Source organism: Microbacterium sp. 8M, assembly GCF_902506375.1.
Lineage (GTDB): Bacteria > Actinomycetota > Actinomycetes > Actinomycetales > Microbacteriaceae > Microbacterium.
In genome coordinates this window covers 286,329-303,175 of sequence record NZ_LR733284.1, presented here as the reverse complement: position 1 = coordinate 303,175, position 16,847 = coordinate 286,329, and the positions used below count along the sequence as shown (strand labels likewise).

Below are 16,847 nucleotides of genomic sequence, written 5' to 3'. Positions count from 1 at the left end.
CCGAGATGCGTCGTCCGGCCCCTTCGACAGGCTCAGGGACCGGACGCTCAGGCGTCAGGCCGCGGGCGCCCCGACGGGCAGCTCCACCTTCAGGCAGAAGCCGTCGTCGGTGTGCTCTGCGAACACGTCGCCGCCGTGCGCCCGCGCGAGACCCCGCGCGATCGCGAGGCCGAGCCCTGCTCCCGAGGCGACCGCGTCGGGAGCGGTGCCCGCTGTGCGGGACGGATCCGACCGCCAGCCGACCTCGAACATCCGATCCAGATCCTCGACGGCCACGCCGCTGCCGTGGTCGAGCACGGCGAGCACGAGCCGGTGCGGCGACGGCGACTCGGCGAAGACGAGGATCTCGGATCCGTCCGGCGCGTGCCGCACGGCGTTGGTCAGCAGGTTGACGATCACGCGGGTCAGCTGGTGCGGATCCGCCCAGAGCACGTGCCCCTCGATCCCCTGCTGCACGATCCGCACCCCGTGCTGCCCTGCGGCGGCGCTCACATCGGCGACCGCATCGGAGACCACGTCGAGCAACTCCACCTGCTCGGGGCGCAGCCGCAGCGACCCCGAGGTGATGCGCGACAGCTCGAAGAGATCGTCGACCATGCGCCCCATCGTGTCGACCTGCGCGCGCACCTGCGCCGGGAACGCGGCCGGATCCGCAAGCCCTGCCTCGGCGGACTCGGCGAGCGCGCGGATCGCCGTGAGCGGGGTGCGCAGGTCGTGCGAGATCCACGCGAGGAACCGGCGGCGGTCGGAGTCGAGGCGCTCCAGTTCGGCCCGGGCGTCGTTGAGCCTGGCGGACACCTCGGCGAGCTCGGCGGACAGGTCGTCGAACTCGCGCCACCCGCTCGAGTCGCCGTCGACGACGTCGCCCGCGCCCACCCGGCGCACCGCGGCCGCCAGGTGCTGCACCGAGCTGCGCGCGGCACGCGCGGTGATCCAGGCCGTCGCGAGCGCGGACAGCAGAGCCGCGCCGAGCACCCAGACCAGCACGGTGAAATCGTGCGGGGACAGGTACATCTCGGCCGAGATCGCCAGCACGCCGGTCGCCAGGGCGAGCACCGACGCGACGCCCACCACGACGAGCCGGAACGTCAGCCCTGCCCGCCGCGCGCGGCGCAGCACGAGCACGGCGGCGAGCGTCACCACGGCGGCGCAGCCCAGGGCGGTCAGCACGATGAGCAGCACGTCGAGCGCGCTGAGCGGCATCATGAGCTCACTCCGTGCGCGCTGCGGGAGGAGCCGGCCCTGTCTGCGCCGCTGCCTACGCCCACGCCGGCGACGAGATGGAAGACGAGATGGAAAACGTCGCCCCGCACGGCGTCAGAGCAGCGAAATCCATCTCCAGGGCGCTCGGTGCTCGCGCTGAAGATGGAAAACGCTCCGGCGCGCGCTCCACGAACGACGAAATCCATCTTCACCCCCACCCGTCAGTCATTCGCGGGCCGGAACGAGCCGGATCCGTCCGCCGAGAACCGGTACCCGGCGCCCCACTCCGTGAGCAGGTGCACCGGATGCTGCGGATCCTGCTCGATCTTCTCCCGCAGCCGACGCACGTGCACCGTGACGGTGGAGCCCTCGCCGAACGACCAGCCCCACACCTCGCGCAGGATGTCGTCGCGCGAGAGCACCTCGCCGTCGTGCTGCACGAGGAACGCGAGCAGCTCGTACTCCCGCGCCGCGAGCAGCACCTCCTGCCCACGCACGTAGACGCGCCGACGGCCGGGATCCAGCCGGAAGTCGCCCCGCACGATCTCGCGGGTCGGCGCGGCCGCGGCGCGCGACCGGCGCAGCAGCGCGTCGACCCGCAGCAGCAGCTCGCGCAGGGCGAACGGCTTCACCAGGTAGTCGTCGGCCCCGTTCTCCAGCCCCTCGATGCGCTGCTCGACCTCGCCGAGCGCGGTGAGCATGATGATCGGCACAGCGGAACGCTCCCGCGCATCGCGCGCCAGCTCGTCGCCGCTGATCCCCGGGAGCATGCGGTCGACGATGAGCACGTCGGGCGGATCCGCGCGCACGGCACGCCGCGCCGACACCCCGTCGCCGAACGCGTCGACGAGGTAGCCGTTCGCCCCGAGGTAGCGCTCGACCGCGACCCGCACGGTCGGGTCGTCCTCGACGAGCACCGCCCGGGGCACGGAGGTTCCGGGCGTCTCCATACGCCGAGATTAGACCTGTCGCGATGACGGGATCCGAGTTCCTTACGGCCTCGAAAGAACTCCCCCGCCGCTGCGCCGGGCTGCCTAGCGTCGGATCCGTTCTCGACTGCCGGCGGATCCGTCGTCGGCGCTTCCCCGGAATGGAGAAAACCATGCGCAAGACCACATTCGTCCCCGCGTCGCTCGGCGTGGCGGTGCTCGCCCTCGGCCTGACGCTCGCGGGCTGCAGCTCTACGCCGACCGCATCCTCGCCCTCCGCCGACACGATGTCCAGCTCCTCGGCGATGCCGTCGGAGTCGCCGATGTCGACCGCGGATCACATGTCGAAGACCGGCACGTTCATGGGGCTCAACGGCAAGTCCGTCAAGGGAACGGTGACGATCTCGGGATCCGATCTGACCCTCACCGGGTTCTCCTCGGACGAGGGTCCCGACCTGCACATCTATCTCACGAACGGAACCGACGAGGCCGCGGTCAGCGCCGGCAAGCAGATTGACCCGGTCGCGTTCGACAAGGAGTCGCAGTCGTTCATGCTGAACGGGGTCGACGCGTCGATGTACACGGACGTCGTCATCCACTGCGACAAGGCCAAGGCAGTGTTCGGGGCCGCCGCGCTGTCATGACCGGCGTCGGGGCGGCTGCGCCGTCGCGGTTCGGGGAGCCGGCTCGGGGCGGCTCGGCGACGCGCCGCGGAGCGCGCTGGCTCACCGGGACGTCCGTGGTCGGCGCGCTGGCGCGGGTCGCCGCGGGCGTGCTGTGGCTCGGCGAGGGGACGCTGAAGTACCGCGCCGGATTCGGAGCCGCCGACATCCTGCTCGTCGCGCAGGGCGCCTCCGGCAACAGCCGGGTGCCGTTCTACTTCCGCCCGCTGGGGGCGCTCATGCAGGCCGCGCCGGGGCTGTTCGGTGTCGCGATCCCGGCTCTCGAGGTCGCGATCGGCGTGCTGCTCGTGCTCGGCCTCGGCCGGGTGGCGACGACGGTGGTGGCGCTCGGATCCGTCGCGACGCTGATGCTGTACTGGTCGTCGGATCAGCTCATCGCCCAGTATCCGGTGATGGTGCTGCTGTCGGCGATCGTGCTGGCGCTGCCGTGGTCCGGTCGCGTCGGGGTGGCATGGCTGTGGGAGCGCAGGCGGCGCGCTGGGCGATGATGGGGGCGAGGCGGATCCGGTCCCTGAGCCTGTCGAAGGGCCCGGCTCCGCAGACCGCGCCGGTCCCTGAGCCCGTCGAAGGGGCCCCGTCGAAGGGCCCGGTCCACAGACCGCGCAGCGCGCCACGTCTGCTCCGCTGCTCGACCTCAGCCTCTGCGGAACCAGCGCTTCTTCGGCTCGACCGCGGGGGCCGGCTCGTTCTTCGCGGCGGCCTCACGACGCTCCCGCCAGGCGGCGACCTCGGCGTCCACGTCTCGCGGCTTGGTCACCACGGGCGGACCGCCGAGGAGCTGACGGCGCGCCTCGATCACGCGGCGGTTGAAGTCCTCCAGCACCGCGCGGACGTCCGCCTCCCGATGCAGCGAGTCCAGCTGCGTCGCGAGCTCGCGGTCCTCCACACGCAGCATAAGCGCCGGCGGGCCGAGGCCGGTGAGGTTCTCGCGCTCGATCTTGCGCCGGATCCACCAGTCCGGATCATGGTGATCGCCGAGCCCCGGGATGGGCTTGCCTGCACCGGGCAGATCGTCGAACTTGCCCTGGCGCATCGCGACCTGGATCGCCGTCTCGACGATCGCCGGCATGGTCTCCGCGTTCAGTGTGGACGGCGGTGGCGCCGCGTCCTCCGCTCTGCGGCCCAGCAGTCGCTCGGCGTGCGAGCGGCGCCGCTGTTCGTCGTCGGCCATCGCGCTCCTCCGGTTCTCGTCGGACCTCGGGTGGTTCCAGCGTACGGCGAGACGGGATAGCCGGGGCCCGGGTCGCGCACCGACTGGTCGCGGCCTCCACGATCCCTGAGCTTGTCGAAGGGACGGCACGGTCCGGTGCAGGGATTGACCGCGACCCGGGCATGGTTGCCCATCGTCCCCCACAAGTGAACATCCGAACGAGTTGTGCACAGATTGCGTTTATCCCTCTGATCTGGTGTTCGAATGTCGGTGGCCACGGGTTGAATGGGGGCATGACATCGACCGCGACCCAGGTTCTCGAGCAGCTGGACGGGCTGCTCCGCGACCTGTGCGCGTCACCCGAAATGGAAGCCTGCTTCGACGGGCCGACGGGTCCGGAGCTCGTGTCGGCGCTGCAGACAGCCGGGGCGGCCCGGCGCCGCCTGGACGCGGTGGTCACGGGGTTGGTGGGGCAGGTCGAGGACCGGGACCGGCGCCTTTCCGCCGAACGCGTCTCCTCGACGGTGGGCTGCCGAGACGTGACCGAACTGCTGCGACGCTCCCTGCGCACCGACGTGGCAACCGCCCGGCAGTTCGTGCGGGCCGCCCGATTGACGCACCGGGATGTGGTGCTGTCCACGGGTGACCTGCTGCCGGCCCCTACCCCGCCATGGCCGAGACGTTGCGGGACGGGGTCGTGTCGGTTCCGGGGCTGTTGGCCGCGATCGGGCCGGTGGAGCGCGCGGGTAACCGGATCCGTCCCGAGGAGCGGGAAGCGGTGGACGGACTGCTCGCCGCGACCGCGCATGGGGAGGACCTCCCCGACGAGCATGGTCGTCCAGGCCCCGCGCCGTCGACGGACGAGCTGGCGGAGTACGCCCGGGCGATCATGCTCGCGTTGGACCCGGACGGCGCCGAACCCGACGACGCGAAAGCCGACCGCAACCGGTCCTTCTGGATGGGACCCCTCCGCGGCGGAGTCCACCCCATCGGTGGTGGGCTGATCCCCGAGGTCGCCGGGCTGCTGCAACGACTGCTGGACGGGTTGAACAACCCCGCGGCGGGCCGATCGCCCGACCTTGGATCCGACACGGTGAATCCCGGCAGCGACGCGGATCGCCCGGAACGTTCCCCGAATGTCGGCGGTGTGCGCTTCGAACCTGACGGCGACCCCGACGGTGAGGACCCGGGCGGGATCGACGGCTTGCCGGCCCCGGAGGATCGCCGGACCCGCACCCAACGCGACCACGACAACCTCGCCATGATCCTCACCGCCGCCGCGAGCGGCGGCATGCCGGACCTGGGTGGTGCCGCCCCGACGCTCGTGGTGTCGGTCACGGCGGAGGCATACGCGTCCGGAAACGGGCGGGCGTTCATCGAAGGCACCGGCGATGACGTCCCCCTGTCCGTAGCACACCACACCGCCTGCGCCGGTGGGATCCAGCGGGTCCTGTTCGACGAGCGCGGACAGATCGTGTCCATCGGGACCACCGCGCGGATCTTCACCGCCCTGCAACGCCGCGCCATCCAGCTCCGCGACCGGGAATGCATCATCCCCGGCTGCCACATCCCCGCGACGTGGTGCGAGATCCACCACGTCCAGGAATGGGCGAACGGCGGCCCCACTCACACCAGCAACGGCGTCGCCCTCTGCTGGCATCACCACCGCACCCTCGACACCTCCGGCTGGGAGGTCCGGATGCGGCACGGAGTCCCCGAAATCCGAGGCCCGGCGTGGTGGGACCCCTACCGGGACTGGCACAGACCCCGCACCCGCACCGGCGACCCCGAGAGGATCCACCGAGAGCTCACCCACGCCGGAACACCACCCGGATGACCCCTAGCGCGATCGCGCACTTTAGGTTCGGAACATCAGGCCGTCTCGGCGCAGGGCTAGCGGTCGCCCTTCCGCGTCTTCCACCAACGAATCACACGCCAGACTGCGGCGATCACGACGGTCAGGACGATCACCGCGCCCCCGGCGAACAGTGTGACACCTACGCCACTGGCGAGCGCCGAGAGTGTCGGCACAACGTTTCCTGTCGCGACCGAGGCAAGCACCACGCCCGCAATGAGAAACACACCGCCCATGAGAAATGAGCGCTCCAGGTCCGAGAAGATCTCGACCCCGGACTTGCCGTATTTCAGCGCGATGGCCTCTCGACGCGTTGCGAGCGCATGGCGCCCTGCGCTGGGCGGCATGTCCTTGAGGATCTCATTCAGTGCGAGGAGTTCCTTGGCCGGACGCGGCTCGCCCCGCGAGGCCGAGAACGAGAGCAATGCCGAAATCAGGACGAAGACACCCGTCACCGCCGCTGCGGCAACAACGATCCAGTTGCTTCCCATACCCGCCGAGCGTAAACACTGCCCGACTCGAGCACGACGCTTTTCCACGCGCGAGCCTGTGTCCGTCCTCGCCCCTAGGCTCGAACGGTGCCCTCGCCGACCCCGAACGACAGCCCTCACGGAACCCCGAGCCGACCGTCGCGCCGGCTCCCGGGCGAAACCTCGACCCCGAGGTCGGCGTCGACGCTGAACCGCGAGATCATCCGGCTCGCGGTTCCCGCGCTCGGCGCCCTCGTGGCCGAGCCGGCGTTCCTCATGGTCGACGCGGCACTCGTCGGGCACCTCGGCACGACGCCCCTCGCGGGGCTCGGCATCGCATCGGCGGTCCTGCAGACGATCGTCGGGCTGATGGTCTTCCTGGCGTACTCGACGACGCCCGCCGTGGCGCGGCGGTTCGGCGCCGGCGAGCACGGCGACGCCGTGTCCGTCGGCATCGACGGCATGTGGCTGGCACTCGGACTCGGCGCCGTGCTCGCGGTGCTGGGATCCCTGCTGACCCCCGCCGTGATCCCCCTGTTCGGGGCGACCCCCGCGGTCGCCGAACAAGCCGTCGCCTACCTCACCCCCTCGATGTGGGGCCTGCCCGCGATGCTCGTCGTCTATGCCGCGACGGGGCTGCTGCGCGGCATGCAGGACACCATGACGCCGCTGTGGATCGCCGGCATCGGGTTCGCGGCGAACGCGCTCCTGAACGCCCTCTTCATCTACGGCTTCGGCTGGGGCATCGCCGGATCCGCATTCGGCACCGTCGTGGCCCAGTGGGGCATGGTCGGCGCCTATGTCGTGGTGATCGGTCGCCTCGCCCGCCGGCACGACGCGTCGATCTCGCCCGAGCTGGGCGGGATCCGCGGATCCGCCCGCTCCGGCGGGTGGCTGTTCCTGCGCACCGTGAGCCTGCGCGTGGCCCTGCTCGCGACAGTGGCCGTGGCGACGGACATCGGCACGCGCGAGCTCGCCGGCTGGCAGGTGGTGTTCACCGTGTTCTCGGCAGCCGCCTTCGCGCTCGACGCACTGGCGATCGCCGCGCAGGCCCTCATCGGCAAGAGCCTGGGAGCAGGGGATCCGAACGGCGCACGGCACGTGCTCGCCCGCACCGTCGCCTGGGGCGCGTGGTTCGGCGTGATCGTCGGGGTGCTCATCGCTGCCCTGTCCGCGGTCATCGGCCTCGCCTTCACGGGCGACGCGGCGCTCGCGGCCCTGATCCAGCCGGCGCTCATCGTGCTCGCCGTCGCCCAGCCGATTGCCGGCGTCGTGTTCGTGCTCGACGGCGTGCTCATGGGTGCCGGGGACGCCCGCTACCTGGCCCTCGCGGGAGGCCTCAACCTCGTGCCGTTCCTGCCCGCGCTCGCGATCATCGTTGCCACCGGCGTGGCGGGCGTGGCCGGCCTGATCTGGCTCGCGGTCGCGTTCTTCATCGTGTACCTCGGAGCACGCCTGACCACTCTCGGGCTCCGCGTGCGCACCGGGCGGTGGCTGGCGATCGAGGCCTGAATTCGTCTCCGGTCCGCACAGGCCGGGCCCGTGTGATCTTGCCCACGGGGTTCGCAGCGCTCTGCCGTGGAGCCCGATCAGCGCGCATGCTGGATACGAGCGCGAAGGAGAGCGAGATGTCCGAAGTGGATCAATGGTGGATCGCGATCGCCGCGCTCGGCCTCGCGGTCGCCATGCTGCTTGCGAGCGGCTTCGCCGTGATCGCTGCGACATATCCGATGGATCCGCGCGTACGACGCACGGAGTTGCTCCGGGAGATCTCCCGCCTGGAGCGACGAATCGACCACCTCGAGCGCCGCTGACCTGCGTCGGTCGGCCTCAGGGCCACCTCGTCAGCCCCCGTGCCGCCGGCACCACTCGTACATGATCACGGCCGCCGCGGCGCCGGCGTTGATCGAGCGCGTGGATCCGTACTGCGTGATCTCGACGTGCCCGGAGGCCGCAGCGAGCGCCTCCTCGGAGAGCCCCGGTCCTTCCGCGCCGAACAGCAGCACGCAGCGCTCGGGCAGCTCCGCCCGGTCGACCGGCACGGCGCCGTCGAGGTTGTCGACGGCGATGATGGGGATCCGCTCGGCCGCGGCCCAGGCCGCGAAGTCGGCCACCGTCTCGTGGTGCACGACGTGCTGGTACCGGTCCGTGACCATCGCGCCCCGCCGGTTCCACCGCCGTCGGCCGATGATGTGCACCGTCTCGGCGAGGAACGCGTTGGCGCTGCGCACGATCGAGCCGATGTTCATGTCGTGCTGCCAGTTCTCGATCGCCACGTGGAACGCGTGCCGGCGGGAGTCGAGGTCGGCGACGATCGCCTCCATACGCCAGTAGCGGTAGCGGTCGACGACGTTGCGACGGTCGCCGTGGGCGAGCAGCTCGGGGTCGAGGCGCTCATCGGAGGGCCACTCCGCAGGCCCACCCGGCCACGGGCCGACACCGTGCGCCGCCTCGGCCTCCGGCACAGGATCCGGTGCCGCCTCGGGCAGTGCGGTGGGCTGAGCGCCCGACTCCGGCGCCGCCGCGGACTCGGGGTCGGATGCGGCGGCGGGCTCAGGATCCTGCATCACGCCAGCGTATCCGGCGGCGGTGCACCACGAGCGGCGGCCGCCCTTCGTCTCGCTGCGCTCGCTCAGGGACCGGGGGCGCACCACGTCGCGCCTCGCTCGCCCTGGGACGGGGCGCACCAGGTCGCGCTTCGCTCACTCAGGGACCGGGGGCGCACCACGTCGCGCTTCGCTCACTCAGGGACCGGGGGCGCACCACGTCGCGCTGCGCTCGCTCAGCGACGGGGAGGGCACACCACGTCGCGCGTCGCTCGCTCAGCGACGGGGAGTCCACACCGCGTCGCACTGCGCCTTCTCAAGAACCGAGGGCCGCGCAAACCTCTGGCGGGCCGATCCAGATATTTCGGCGACCCTAAAAATGAGGTAGCTTTTCGGTATGCCGAAAACGTCCGTGACCGTCGCAGCGCCAGGCACGGGAGCGCCCGCGCCCGTACGCGGCGTGGCTCTGCTGGGCCCCGCCCTCGTCGCCGGGGTCGCGTACGTGGATCCGGGCAACGTCGCGAGCAACATGACAGCCGGCGCCGGCTACGGCTATCTCCTGGTGTGGGTGGTCGTCGTCGCGAACGTGATCGCCTGGCTCGTGCAGTACCTCTCCGCGAAGCTCGGCGTCGTCACCGGTCGCAGCCTGCCAGAGCTGCTGGGCGACCGCCTGCACCACCGCTTCGCCCGCCGCGCCTACTGGCTGCAGGCCGAGCTCGTCGCGATGGCGACCGACATCGCCGAGGTCATCGGCGGCGCGGTCGCCCTGCAGCTGCTGTTCGGCCTCCCCCTGCTCCTGGGCGGGCTCATCACCGGGGCCGTGTCGATGGTGCTGCTGGCCGTGCAGGGCCGGCGCGGCGCGCGCCCCTTCGAGTTCGTCGTCATCGGGCTGCTCGCCGTCGTCACGGTCGGCTTCCTCGCCGGGTTGCTGGTCGCCCCGCCGGATCCGTCCGCCGCGGTCGGCGGGCTCGTGCCACGCTTCGCCGACTCCGGCTCGGTGCTGCTGGCGGCGTCGATCCTCGGCGCGACGATCATGCCGCACGCGATCTACGCCCACTCCGCCCTGGCGCGCGACCGGTTCGGCGCGGCGCCCGTGCACCCGGGCGGCGACCCCGAGCCTCTGCGGCGCACGCCGGTGGCGCGCCTGCTCATCGTCACCCGCTGGGACGTCACCCTTGCGATGGTCGTGGCCGGCGCGGTGAACCTGGGCATGCTGCTGCTCGCCGCCGCCACGCTCCCAGGAGTGGAGGGCACCGACTCACTCGAGGGCGCGCACGCCGCGATCACCACCCAGCTCGGCCCGCTCATCGGCACCCTGTTCGGGATCGGTCTGCTGGCCTCCGGCCTCGCGTCGACCGCCGTCGGGGCGTACGCGGGCGCCGAGATCATGCACGGCCTGCTGCGGGTGCGCATCCCGATGCCGGTGCGGCGGCTGATCACGCTGATCCCCGCCCTGCTCATCCTGGGCCTCGGCGTCGACCCCACGTTCGCGCTCGTTCTCAGCCAGGTGGCGCTGTCGTTCGGGATCCCGTTCGCGCTCATCCCGCTGGTGGCGCTCACCGCCCGTCGGCGAACACTCGGACGCTACGCGAACCGGCCCTGGACGACCATCGCCGGCATCGTCGCCGCAGCCCTGCTCATCGCGCTCAACGCCGTGCTGCTCTGGCTGCTGCTGACGGGAGCCTGAGCCGCATCGCGCCACCCGGATCCCGTATCCAGATCCGGCTGGGTGGCGGATCCAGGTACGGATGGGTGACGGATCCAGGATCCAGATCCGGCCGGATCCCGGGTCCAGGTCCGGATGGGTGGCGGATCCAGGTCCGGATCCACCGAACGGAGGACCCCGGCCGGATCGGACGGACGGGCGCCGCGGGTAGGCTCGAGGGATGGCCCGATCCCGCCGCCCGTCCGCCGCGCAGCGCGCCGCCGAGAAGGCGGAAGCGCAGGCCGCCGCCCGCCGCGCCGTGCGGATCTGCACCTGGGCGTCGCTTGTCACCGCCGTGCTCGGGATCCTCCTGGTCGCCGTGCCGAAGCTCATGCCGGTCGGCAGTCCATGGGTGCAGCTCGCGCTCGGCGCGCTCACCCTGATCCTGGCGTTCCGCGCGCGGTCGATCGGGATGCGCGGCATCGAGGGCTTCGACGGCCGGCTCTCTTTGCTGGGCGCCCTCGCAGGGTTCGCGATCATGTTCTTCGCCGGGCAGGCCGCCTTCGCCGTGCTGTCCTCGCTCGGGTAGGAACAGCGCAGACGATCCCTGAGCTTGTCGAAGGGCCCGTAACCCGCGGCCCGGACGCTTCGAGAGGCTCAGCGGCCGGCGGCCGACGCACGCCCTAAGGTGGATCCGTGGAATCCCCCGCGGCCGACGACTACCTGAAGACGGTGTACGCGCACACCGAGTGGCAGCCGGCGCCGATCACTCCGTCACAGCTCGCCGCCAAGCTCGGCATCGCCCCGTCGAGCGTCACCGAGATGGTGAAGAAGCTGGCGGCCGCCGGCCTGGTGTCGCACGTGCCCTACGGCGCCGTGCGTCTCACCGAGGACGGGGAGCAGCGCGCTCTCGGGATCGTCCGGCGGCACCGCCTCATCGAGACCTGGCTCGTGCGCGAATTCGGGTACGCCTGGGACGAGGTGCACGACGAGGCCGAGGTGCTCGAGCACACCATCAGCGACCGCCTGCTCGAGGGGATCGACGCGCGCCTGGGCCGGCCCCGCTTCGACCCGCACGGCGACGCCATCCCCGACGCCTTCGGCCGCGTCGAGCGCGTGCCGTTCGTGCTGCTCGCCGACGCCGATGCCGGCCACACGGGTCGCGTGCTGCGCGTGGACGACCGGGACCCCGAGCTGCTGCGCACCCTGGAGTCGGCGGGCCTCGTGATCGGCGGCGAGGTCGTCGTCATCCCCGGCGGCCTGCGCATCGACGGCGCCGCAGTGGCCCTGCCCGAGGGTGCGACCGACGTGGTGTGGCTGTCGGCCTGAGGGTGCAGGCGGATCCGCGGCGGTTCCGCCGGGATCGGTGGCCCGTCCCGGCGGAAGCCGGCGCCGCGGATGTCGGAGGTGCACCGCGCGTCTGCAGCACGCGCTCGGGTTCCACGCGGCGAACACCCGCGCGGGATTGTCCGCGCTGAGCCAGACGCTGCCGGGCTCAGGCCGTCGGGACGGGGTGCGCCGCGACGAAGGTGCGCAGCGGGTCGTAGATCGCCCTGGCGCGGCGCAGCCGCTCGGCGACCTCGGGGGTGAAGGCGCCCTCGGCCCCGGACGCGCGTTCCACGAAGTTCAGGTACGGCGCACCGTCCCGCCAGTTCGACATCGCGCCCACGATCGCCCCCGTGCGCGCGAAGGCAGGCTCCACGAACTCGGGAGCGGGCGCCACGTCGATGGCGAGCAGCGCGTACTCTCCCGCGAGCCGGCTGACCGCCGCGTCCCCGGGCTCGGCCAGGGCCCCGCCGAGCTGGCGCAGCTCTACGATCATCGGCGCCTCGGCGACCCCCGGGCCGGCCGCGTCGAGCAGCGCGGTGAGCGCGGTGTCGTCGAGCGCACCCAGCATCGCGTGGTCGCCCACGCCCGGCGTCGGGGCGGGCGGATCCATGTGCACGTCCAGCAGCCCCACGGCCGGGATCCGCGCGAAGGTGTCCAGCTCCGGTGCAAGCGCGCGCAGGGGCGCGAGCAGTTCGACTGCCCGGTCGTCCTCTGCCAGGACAGCACCGTCGACGACCACGAGCGAGCGGCCGCTCAGGAACGGCGGCAGCTCCGGCACGGGAGGGAACCGCAACAGGCGCAGGCTGGTGGTGACGGCGCGGTCACGGCCCGGCCCTTCCTGCCCCGCGGCGTCCGAACCGGTCCAGTCGCGCCAGGCGCGCAGCACAGCCGGCGCTGCGCTGATGTCCCAGAGCAGGAAACCCGCGTACACATCGGCGATCGGCAGCAGCTCGAGCTCGATCGCCGTCACCACGCCGAAGCTGCCGCCCCCGCCGCGCAGCGCCCAGAACAGCGCCGGGTGCGAGTCGGCACTCGCACGCACGACGTCGCCGCCGGACGTGACGACCTCGAACGCCCGCACGTGGTGCGCCGCGAGACCGTGCGCGCGGCCGTAGAACGACAGGCCGCCGCCCAGCACATAGCCGGCCACGGCCACATCGCCCGCGCTGCCGTGCAAGGCAGTGAGCCCGTGCGGAGCGGCGGCGACGACGACATCGCGCCAGAGGGTGCCCCCGAGGACGCGGGCGATGCGGCGCCCGGGATCGACCTGCACCCCGGTGAGGCCGTCCAAGCGCAGCAGCATCGCATCGTCGAGACCGCGCGCGGCGAGCGGAAGGGCCCCGTGCCCCGTCGACTGCGGGGCGACCCGCAGGCCGGCCGACGCCGCGGCACGCACGGCCGCGACGACCTCGGCCACGGTGCGGGGCGCGGCGATCGCGGCCGGACGCTGGTCGGCGGCGAGGTTCCAGGCGAGGCGGCCGCGCTCGTAAGCCGCCTCGCCGGCCAGGGCGATGCCGTCGACGCCCTGCAGCATCGAGAGGTCGCGGGTGAGGGTGTGCATGGTCTTCTCCGTTCCGGTGCGGCCGGCGGACTGCCGGGCAGGAGACCACTCTCGGCATCAGCGCGTCGACCGGCCATCCCAGCCCGCCCGGGAATCCCGACCCCCAGAACGCTGGGATTCCCCCGCGGGCGGCGGCGCACGATACTGGTGGCATGATCAGCGCCCTCACCGCTGAACGGGTGCGCACCGACATCGAGGTGCTCTCCCGCGCGGGCCTCGCCGTCGACGACTTCCTGAACGAGTCGATCGCGGCCCTGGGGCGCGTGCTGCCGAACATCGCCGTCTGCGTCGGCACGCACGACCCGGTCACGGAGATGCTCACGAGCGGACGCAAGTTCGGCGACCTCGCCCGCCGCGACGCCGAGGATCCGCTCTTCGCGATCCTCGAGTACGGCGGGGAGGAGAGCACGGCGTTCAGCGAGATCATCCGCTCCGCGACGCCCGCGGTGGCGATGCGTGCGGCCGGGCTCGGGGCACCGGGCGCCTCCGTCCGGATGGACCGCCTGATCCGGCCTCTCTTCGGCTACGGCGACGAGCTGCGCCTCGCGTTCCGCGACGACGCCGGGCTGTGGGGCGGGATCGCCCTGTTCCGCGGCCCGGACGACCCCGCGTACGACGCGGAGGAGGTCGAGTGGGCCGCGGCTCTGTCGGGTGCGTTCGCGCGCGGAGTGCGGATCGGGATCCTGGCGCAGCTGACCTCTCGATCCCTGCGGGACACGACCGCGAGCGGGCCCGCGGTCGTCGTGATCGACGCAGCCGACGAGGTCGTGCGCATGAGCATCGGCGCGCAGCAGCGCCTGCTGCAGCTCGGCGCCGCCGCAGACAGCACGGACCCGCTCGGCACCGTGTACGCTCTGGTGACCGCCGCCCGCCGCCTGCGCGGAATGCCGGGCGAACAGGTGCCTCGGGCGCGGGTGCGGACCCGCTCCGGGGTGTGGTTGATCCTGCATGCGTCGCCGCTGGCGGCCCGCGACGACGACCACGGCGAGGTGGTGGTGACGATCGAGGAGGCGCGCCCCTCCGAGGTCGTCGATCTGGTCGTCGCGGCCGTCGCCCTCACCCCGCGCGAGCGGGATGTGACGGCGATGGTGCTGCGCGGCGCGGAGACGAAGGAGATCGCCGCAGCGCTGCACGTGTCGGCCTACACGGTGCAGGACCATCTGAAGGCGATCTTCGACAAGGTCGGCGTGCGCAGCCGACGCGAGCTCATCACACGCGTCTGGCTGGACCAGTACCTCACCCGCGCGGGTCAGCCCGTCGGGCCCTCGGGCTGGTTCCTGCCCGAGGCCTGACAACGGCGCCCGGAAGGCGGTGGAGGGAGAGGACATGACGGGCACGACGCTCGGACCGATCGGACAGATCTCGCGCCGCGTGAACGACATCGATGCCGCGGTCGCCTGGTACCGCGACGTGCTGGGGCTCCCGCACCTCTACACCTTCGGCGATCTCGCGTTCTTCGACGCCGGCGGCACGCGGCTGTTCCTCAGTGCAGTCGACGAAGGCGCCGGGGACAAGGGCGAGTCCATCCTGTACTTCCGCGTCGATGACATCCATGCGGCGAGCGCGTCGCTCACCTCCCGCGGGGTGGTCTTCACCCATCCGCCGCACCTGATCCACCGGCACGACTCCGGTGTCGAGGAGTGGATGTCGTTCTTCGCGGATCCCGACGGCCACACGCTCGCGCTCATGAGTCAGGTGCCGCCCGCGTAGCGATCCGGCCTCGTCATCCGCTCGTAACCCCGGCACCTCTAGGCTGGGCGCATGGCACAACGCGACGACATCGAATGCTGGCTCACCGACATGGACGGTGTGCTCGTGCACGAGAACGACGCCATCCCCGGCGCCTCCGAACTGCTCGCCAGCTGGGAGAGCAACGGCATCCCCTACCTGGTGCTCACCAACAACTCGATCTTCACCGCCCGCGACCTGTCGGCACGCCTGCGCACCAGCGGGCTGAATGTTCCGGAGGAGCGGATCTGGACCTCCGCGCTGGCCACGGCCGACTTCCTCCAGCAGCAGGTCCCCGGTGGATCCGCATTCGTGATCGGCGAGGCCGGGATCCTCACCGCCCTGCACGACGCGGGCTTCATCATGACCGAGACGAGCCCGGACTTCGTGGTGGTCGGCGAGACCCGCAACTACTCCTTCGAGGCGATCACCAAGGCGATCCGTCTCATCAACGACGGCGCACGGTTCATCGTCACCAACCCCGATGCCACCGGCCCGAGCGCCGACGGACCGCTGCCCGCCACCGGCGCGATCGCCGCCCTCATCACCAAGGCGACCGGCAAGGATCCGTATGTCGTCGGCAAGCCGAATCCGATGATGTTCCGCTCCGCGCTCAACAAGATCGGCGCCCACTCCAAGCGCACCGGCATGATCGGCGACCGCATGGACACCGACGTCGTCGCGGGCATCGAGGCGGGACTGCACACCGTGCTCGTGCTCACCGGCATCAGTGACACCGCGGAGATCGAGAAGTACCCGTTCCGGCCGGACGAGGTCGTGCAGTCGGTGGCCGACCTGATCCCGCGCATCACGGACACGATCCGCACGATCCCGTCGAAGGCGGCTAAGGCCGCGAAGGGCTGAGCATGGGCGCCCTCGACGACGGTGTGAGGGTGGTGGCGGAGGACGTCGCCGCCTGGCGGGCCTGGCTCGTCGAGAACCACGCGACGTCGACCGGCGCGTGGCTGGTGCGCCCGCGCCCCGGCAACGACGATGTGCACGTCGGCTACGAGGACGCGATCCTGCAGGCGCTGTGCTTCGGCTGGATCGACGGACCCGTGCGCACCTTCGACGACCGCATCGGCGGGCTCTGGTTCGCGCCGCGCCGGCCCTCGAGCGGCTGGGCCGCGACGAACAAGGCCCGCGTGGCGCTGCTGGAGGAAGCGGGCCTGCTCGAGGCCGCCGGGATCCGGGCGATCGAGGTCGCCAAGGCGAACGGCGCCTGGACCGTGCTCGACGGGCCCGAGGCCGGCATCGAGCCGGACGACCTCGCGGCGGCCCTCGACGCGTCGCCCCTGAGCCGCGCGGGGTGGGACGCGTTCCCGCCGTCGGCGAAGAAGCTCGGCCTCACGCAGATCGCGATGGCGAAGCGCCCTGAGACGAGGGCCGCGCGGATCGCGAAGATCGTGGCCGACGCGGCCGAGGGGAAGCGGCCATGAGCACGAATCCGATCCTGTGGGTCGCCCTGGTGATCGCGCTCGGCACGCTCACGGCGTGGATCGTGCAGCTCGTGCGCAACCGCCGCGGCGGCTCGGCCCGCGACCGCGGTGCGTGGTGGGAAGGCCCCTGGGACGAGGACGATCCGCCGCGGGAGCGCTGAGCCCTTCTGGCCGTGCCCGCCGTGCCGCGCCGGCACGCGCCCGCGCCCGCGCCCGCACGAGACCGCGCCCGCGACCGCGCCGAAACAGGCGAACGCGTCGCAACAGGCACAGCGGGTCCGCATCCGCCTGTTCTCGCGTGATCGCCTG

At 72.0% G+C, this 16,847-nt stretch carries 19 protein-coding genes; 13 read left to right on the top strand and 6 right to left on the bottom strand.

Annotated elements, in window-relative coordinates; genetic code table 11:
- Window positions 1–54: 54 nt before the first annotated feature.
- Both AERO9AM_RS01405 and AERO9AM_RS01400 read right to left on the bottom strand, forming a co-directional pair.
- A complete protein-coding gene (locus AERO9AM_RS01405) occupies window positions 55–1,206 on the bottom strand; it encodes a sensor histidine kinase (RefSeq protein WP_236602442.1) in 1,152 nt (383 codons plus the stop codon).
- A gap of 218 nt (window positions 1,207–1,424) precedes the next feature.
- Entirely contained in the window at window positions 1,425–2,153 is a 729-nt protein-coding gene (locus tag AERO9AM_RS01400) for a response regulator transcription factor (RefSeq protein WP_159574552.1), read from the bottom strand.
- A 152-nt stretch (window positions 2,154–2,305) separates the two neighbouring features.
- Between AERO9AM_RS01400 and AERO9AM_RS01395 the strand changes: the two genes are divergently transcribed.
- A complete protein-coding gene (locus AERO9AM_RS01395; protein ID WP_159574551.1) occupies window positions 2,306–2,776 on the top strand; it encodes a DM13 domain-containing protein in 471 nt (156 codons plus the stop codon).
- Window positions 2,773–3,303, top strand: a complete 531-nt coding sequence (locus tag AERO9AM_RS01390; protein WP_201298549.1) for a hypothetical protein — start codon at window positions 2,773–2,775, stop codon at window positions 3,301–3,303. Before AERO9AM_RS01395 ends, AERO9AM_RS01390 begins: the two co-directional genes overlap by 4 nt.
- A gap of 146 nt (window positions 3,304–3,449) precedes the next feature.
- On the opposite strand, the gene AERO9AM_RS01385 is transcribed toward AERO9AM_RS01390, so the two are convergent.
- Entirely contained in the window at window positions 3,450–3,986 is a 537-nt protein-coding gene (locus tag AERO9AM_RS01385; protein ID WP_159574550.1) for a J-domain-containing protein, read from the bottom strand.
- Window positions 3,987–4,635: 649 nt separating this feature from the next.
- Between AERO9AM_RS01385 and AERO9AM_RS01380 the strand changes: the two genes are divergently transcribed.
- Entirely contained in the window at window positions 4,636–5,802 is a 1,167-nt protein-coding gene (locus tag AERO9AM_RS01380) for an HNH endonuclease signature motif containing protein (RefSeq protein ID WP_159574549.1), read from the top strand.
- Window positions 5,803–5,858: 56 nt separating this feature from the next.
- Here AERO9AM_RS01380 and AERO9AM_RS01375 read toward each other — a convergent pair whose 3' ends face one another.
- On the bottom strand, window positions 5,859–6,311 hold the full coding sequence (locus AERO9AM_RS01375; protein ID WP_159574548.1) for a hypothetical protein: 453 nt from the start codon (window positions 6,309–6,311) through the stop codon (window positions 5,859–5,861).
- Between the two features lie 186 nt (window positions 6,312–6,497).
- On the opposite strand from AERO9AM_RS01375, the gene AERO9AM_RS01370 reads away from it, so the two are divergent.
- Window positions 6,498–7,802 (top strand): MATE family efflux transporter, encoded by a 1,305-nt coding sequence (locus tag AERO9AM_RS01370; RefSeq protein ID WP_159577298.1) that lies wholly within the window; start codon window positions 6,498–6,500, stop codon window positions 7,800–7,802.
- A gap of 116 nt (window positions 7,803–7,918) precedes the next feature.
- A complete protein-coding gene (locus AERO9AM_RS01365; protein ID WP_159574547.1) occupies window positions 7,919–8,104 on the top strand; it encodes a hypothetical protein in 186 nt (61 codons plus the stop codon).
- 30 nt (window positions 8,105–8,134) lie between these two features.
- Here AERO9AM_RS01365 and AERO9AM_RS01360 read toward each other — a convergent pair whose 3' ends face one another.
- Window positions 8,135–8,857, bottom strand: coding sequence for a TrmH family RNA methyltransferase (locus AERO9AM_RS01360; RefSeq protein ID WP_159574546.1), 723 nt, complete (start codon window positions 8,855–8,857; stop codon window positions 8,135–8,137).
- 376 nt (window positions 8,858–9,233) lie between these two features.
- Here AERO9AM_RS01360 and AERO9AM_RS01355 point away from each other — a divergent pair, with 376 nt between their 5' ends.
- From AERO9AM_RS01355 to AERO9AM_RS01345, 3 genes are all read left to right on the top strand, one after another.
- On the top strand, window positions 9,234–10,523 hold the full coding sequence (locus tag AERO9AM_RS01355; RefSeq protein ID WP_159574545.1) for an Nramp family divalent metal transporter: 1,290 nt from the start codon (window positions 9,234–9,236) through the stop codon (window positions 10,521–10,523).
- Between the two features lie 199 nt (window positions 10,524–10,722).
- The gene (locus AERO9AM_RS01350) at window positions 10,723–11,070 is read left to right on the top strand and encodes a hypothetical protein (RefSeq protein ID WP_236602441.1); all 348 of its coding nucleotides are present in this window, start codon (window positions 10,723–10,725) and stop codon (window positions 11,068–11,070) included.
- 107 nt (window positions 11,071–11,177) lie between these two features.
- Entirely contained in the window at window positions 11,178–11,810 is a 633-nt protein-coding gene (locus tag AERO9AM_RS01345) for a metal-dependent transcriptional regulator (protein ID WP_159574544.1), read from the top strand.
- A 166-nt stretch (window positions 11,811–11,976) separates the two neighbouring features.
- Here the strand turns inward: AERO9AM_RS01345 and AERO9AM_RS01340 are convergent, their stop codons facing one another.
- Window positions 11,977–13,371: an FAD-binding oxidoreductase gene (locus AERO9AM_RS01340; protein ID WP_159574543.1), complete on the bottom strand. Its 1,395-nt coding sequence runs from the start codon at window positions 13,369–13,371 to the stop codon at window positions 11,977–11,979.
- Window positions 13,372–13,523: 152 nt separating this feature from the next.
- On the opposite strand from AERO9AM_RS01340, the gene AERO9AM_RS01335 reads away from it, so the two are divergent.
- The 5 genes from AERO9AM_RS01335 to AERO9AM_RS01315 are packed head-to-tail and all read left to right on the top strand — an operon-like array spanning window position 13,524 to window position 16,699.
- On the top strand, window positions 13,524–14,663 hold the full coding sequence (locus AERO9AM_RS01335; RefSeq protein ID WP_159574542.1) for a helix-turn-helix transcriptional regulator: 1,140 nt from the start codon (window positions 13,524–13,526) through the stop codon (window positions 14,661–14,663).
- Between the two features lie 34 nt (window positions 14,664–14,697).
- Window positions 14,698–15,081, top strand: coding sequence for a VOC family protein (locus AERO9AM_RS01330; protein ID WP_159574541.1), 384 nt, complete (start codon window positions 14,698–14,700; stop codon window positions 15,079–15,081).
- Window positions 15,082–15,132: 51 nt separating this feature from the next.
- Window positions 15,133–15,963: an HAD-IIA family hydrolase gene (locus AERO9AM_RS01325; RefSeq protein WP_159574540.1), complete on the top strand. Its 831-nt coding sequence runs from the start codon at window positions 15,133–15,135 to the stop codon at window positions 15,961–15,963.
- Between the two features lie 2 nt (window positions 15,964–15,965).
- The gene (locus AERO9AM_RS01320) at window positions 15,966–16,538 is read left to right on the top strand and encodes a YdeI/OmpD-associated family protein (RefSeq protein WP_159574539.1); all 573 of its coding nucleotides are present in this window, start codon (window positions 15,966–15,968) and stop codon (window positions 16,536–16,538) included.
- On the top strand, window positions 16,535–16,699 hold the full coding sequence (locus AERO9AM_RS01315) for a hypothetical protein (RefSeq protein WP_201298548.1): 165 nt from the start codon (window positions 16,535–16,537) through the stop codon (window positions 16,697–16,699). The genes AERO9AM_RS01320 and AERO9AM_RS01315 overlap by 4 nt, the downstream gene beginning before the upstream one ends.
- Window positions 16,700–16,847: the final 148 nt, after the last annotated feature.

Excerpts from the sequence above, each read along its gene's own strand:
- AERO9AM_RS01390 (WP_201298549.1), top strand. The coding sequence starts at position 2,773 with ATGACCGGCGTCGGGGCGGCTGCGCCGTCGCGGTTCGGGGAGCCGGCT.
- AERO9AM_RS01375 (WP_159574548.1), bottom strand. The coding sequence starts at position 6,311 with ATGGGAAGCAACTGGATCGTTGTTGCCGCAGCGGCGGTGACGGGTGTC.
- AERO9AM_RS01365 (WP_159574547.1), top strand. The coding sequence starts at position 7,919 with ATGTCCGAAGTGGATCAATGGTGGATCGCGATCGCCGCGCTCGGCCTC.
- AERO9AM_RS01320 (WP_159574539.1), top strand. The coding sequence starts at position 15,966 with ATGGGCGCCCTCGACGACGGTGTGAGGGTGGTGGCGGAGGACGTCGCC.
- AERO9AM_RS01360 (WP_159574546.1), bottom strand. The coding sequence starts at position 8,857 with ATGCAGGATCCTGAGCCCGCCGCCGCATCCGACCCCGAGTCCGCGGCG.
- AERO9AM_RS01380 (WP_159574549.1), top strand. The coding sequence starts at position 4,636 with ATGGCCGAGACGTTGCGGGACGGGGTCGTGTCGGTTCCGGGGCTGTTG.
- AERO9AM_RS01355 (WP_159574545.1), top strand. The coding sequence starts at position 9,234 with ATGCCGAAAACGTCCGTGACCGTCGCAGCGCCAGGCACGGGAGCGCCC.
- AERO9AM_RS01325 (WP_159574540.1), top strand. The coding sequence starts at position 15,133 with ATGGCACAACGCGACGACATCGAATGCTGGCTCACCGACATGGACGGT.
- AERO9AM_RS01400 (WP_159574552.1), bottom strand. The coding sequence starts at position 2,153 with ATGGAGACGCCCGGAACCTCCGTGCCCCGGGCGGTGCTCGTCGAGGAC.
- AERO9AM_RS01350 (WP_236602441.1), top strand. The coding sequence starts at position 10,723 with ATGGCCCGATCCCGCCGCCCGTCCGCCGCGCAGCGCGCCGCCGAGAAG.
- AERO9AM_RS01340 (WP_159574543.1), bottom strand. The coding sequence starts at position 13,371 with ATGCACACCCTCACCCGCGACCTCTCGATGCTGCAGGGCGTCGACGGC.
- AERO9AM_RS01330 (WP_159574541.1), top strand. The coding sequence starts at position 14,698 with ATGACGGGCACGACGCTCGGACCGATCGGACAGATCTCGCGCCGCGTG.
- AERO9AM_RS01385 (WP_159574550.1), bottom strand. The coding sequence starts at position 3,986 with ATGGCCGACGACGAACAGCGGCGCCGCTCGCACGCCGAGCGACTGCTG.
- AERO9AM_RS01315 (WP_201298548.1), top strand. The coding sequence starts at position 16,535 with ATGAGCACGAATCCGATCCTGTGGGTCGCCCTGGTGATCGCGCTCGGC.
- AERO9AM_RS01405 (WP_236602442.1), bottom strand. The coding sequence starts at position 1,206 with ATGATGCCGCTCAGCGCGCTCGACGTGCTGCTCATCGTGCTGACCGCC.
- AERO9AM_RS01335 (WP_159574542.1), top strand. The coding sequence starts at position 13,524 with ATGATCAGCGCCCTCACCGCTGAACGGGTGCGCACCGACATCGAGGTG.
- AERO9AM_RS01395 (WP_159574551.1), top strand. The coding sequence starts at position 2,306 with ATGCGCAAGACCACATTCGTCCCCGCGTCGCTCGGCGTGGCGGTGCTC.